Annotated in this window: 2 protein-coding genes; one reads left to right on the forward strand and one right to left on the reverse strand. The window is 61.3% G+C overall.

Features of this window, described 5'->3' with window-relative positions:
- Positions 1 to 1,290 (reverse strand): BCCT family transporter (locus tag Q4E95_RS13005; protein ID WP_303383704.1); only part of this gene is annotated, 1,290 nt, incomplete at its 3' end.
- Between the two features lie 346 nt (positions 1,291 to 1,636).
- Here Q4E95_RS13005 and Q4E95_RS13010 point away from each other — a divergent pair.
- A partial coding sequence (locus tag Q4E95_RS13010; protein WP_303383705.1) for an Hsp70 family protein occupies positions 1,637 to 2,223 on the forward strand: 587 nt, incomplete at its 3' end.

A 2,223-nucleotide genomic window follows, 5' to 3' on the forward strand; every position in this document is an offset into this window, starting at 1 on the left:
GATGAACCACAGGACACACACGGACGCCGGCACCACGAGCACCACGGTCACGAACTGACGGATGGTGCGGCCGCGGGAGATCTTGGCGATGAACATGCCCACGAACGGCGCCCAGGACATCCACCAGGCCCAGTAGTACACGGTCCAGGTGCTGGAGAACTCCGCGGCGGCGGGACCCCACGCGGCCGACTGGCCGGTCATGAACAGGTACTCGGAAATGTAGGTGGAGAACACGGACGGGATCAGACTGAGCATGAACACCGTGGGCCCCACGACGAACACGAACAGCGCCAGGATGAAAGCCAGCACCAAGTTCGTGTTGGAGAGGTAGCGGATACCGCGCGAAACACCGGAGACCGCGGACACGATGAAAGCGATCGACAGGACGCAGATCACGATGATGGGCACCGTGTTACCGCCCGGTTCCACATCGCCCACGATCTGCAGACCCTGCGTGATCTGCATGGCACCGAAACCCAAGGAAGCGGCGGTGCCGAAGAGCGTGGCGAAAATGGCGAACACGTCAATGAGCTTGCCGAGCGTGCCTTCCACCCGGCGTTGACCCAGCAGCGTGGTGAAGATTCGGGAGATCAACGGAGCACGGCCCCGGCGGTATGCACCGTAGGCCACGGAAACACCCACCACCGCGTAAATGGCCCAGGGGTTGAGCGCCCAGTGGAACGCGGTCTGGACCAGGGAATACACAACCATCGAGTCGTCACCGGCCTCGGCCACGCCCTCGAAACCGGGGATACCGCCCTCGAAGTACGTCATGGGCTCGAACGCGCCGTAGAACATCAGGCCAATGCCCATACCCGCCGCGAAGAGCATGGCCAGCCAGGAGAAGAAGGAGTATTCGGGCGGCTCGTTGTCGCGGCCGAGCTTGATGCGGCCGGTGCGGGTGAAGCCGATGACCAGCATGAAGAGAACGGACGCGGTGGAGAGCAGGATGAAGAACCAGCCGGTGTTCGCGGTCACCCAGGCCAAGGCGGTGGATGAGACGTTGGTCAGGGTTTCGGTGGAGAGGATGCCCCACAGGATGAAACCCACGATCAGGGCCGCGGTGACCAGGAAGACCACCTTGTCCGTGGCGAAACTCAGCTTGCGGTCTTCGACACCCACGCCGGGGACCAACGCCGGGTGGATCCCGTGGGGGTAGGTCAGCTCATCAATGATCTTGCGTGATTTGCTGCGGTTGTCCCGGTAGATGATCTCACCGTTGGGCGGTTCAACGGTCACGGACGAACCGGAACCGGTTTGCTGTTCTGACGGGTGTGGTGGCGTGCTCAAGACGGTCCTCCTGGACATGGCGTCGAGTGAATGAGTCGTGAAATCGAGAGAGGTGTGTCTCCTAAGTAGAGGCGGGGCCCTGCGCTACCTGACACGCGTCAATGGGAGGCCCGCGCACAAGCAGACGACTATATCGAGTTCTCGGTGTTTAGTCAGGCTGCCCGATCGTGACCTCATGGATGTTGGCTCCATCACATTGAGCGCGTTCGACTCAACTTTACTTGACTTCTGGCGCTCATGTGGCAAACTTGAGTCATAACAACTCATGTTTGACATTTGTCCCGAGTGCTCGCGCGTCGAGTGGGCGGGAACAGACCCAAGCAGTCGAAAGAAAGGACTCGCAACTATGTCTCGTGCAGTAGGTATTGACCTCGGCACCACCAACTCCGTGGTCGCCGCCCTCGAAGGTGGCGAACCCGTCGTTATCGCCAACGCGGAAGGCAACCGCACCACCCCCTCCGTGGTTGCGTTCTCCAAGGACGGCGAAACCCTGGTGGGTGACGTCGCCAAGCGTCAGGCCGTCACCAACGTGGATCGCACCATTGCGTCCGTGAAGCGTCACATGGGTACCGACTGGAAGACCCAGGACATCGACGGCAAGAAGTACACGCCGCAGGAAATCTCGGCTCGTACCCTCATGAAGCTCAAGAACGACGCCGAGTCGTACCTGGGCGACAAGGTCACGGACGCCGTGATCACCGTTCCCGCGTACTTCAACGACGCAGAACGTCAGGCCACCAAGGAGGCCGGTGAGGTTGCGGGCATGAACGTGCTCCGCATCATCAACGAGCCCACCGCCGCGGCGCTGGCCTACGGCCTGGAAAAGGGCAAGGAAGACGAGCTCATCCTGGTCTTCGACCTCGGTGGCGGTACGTTCGACGTCTCGCTGCTGGAAGTCGGCAAGGATGACGACGACTTCTCCACCATTCAGGT

Origin of the sequence: Kocuria sp. (assembly GCF_030536815.1) — a bacterium.
GTDB lineage: Bacteria > Actinomycetota > Actinomycetes > Actinomycetales > Micrococcaceae > Kocuria > Kocuria gwangalliensis.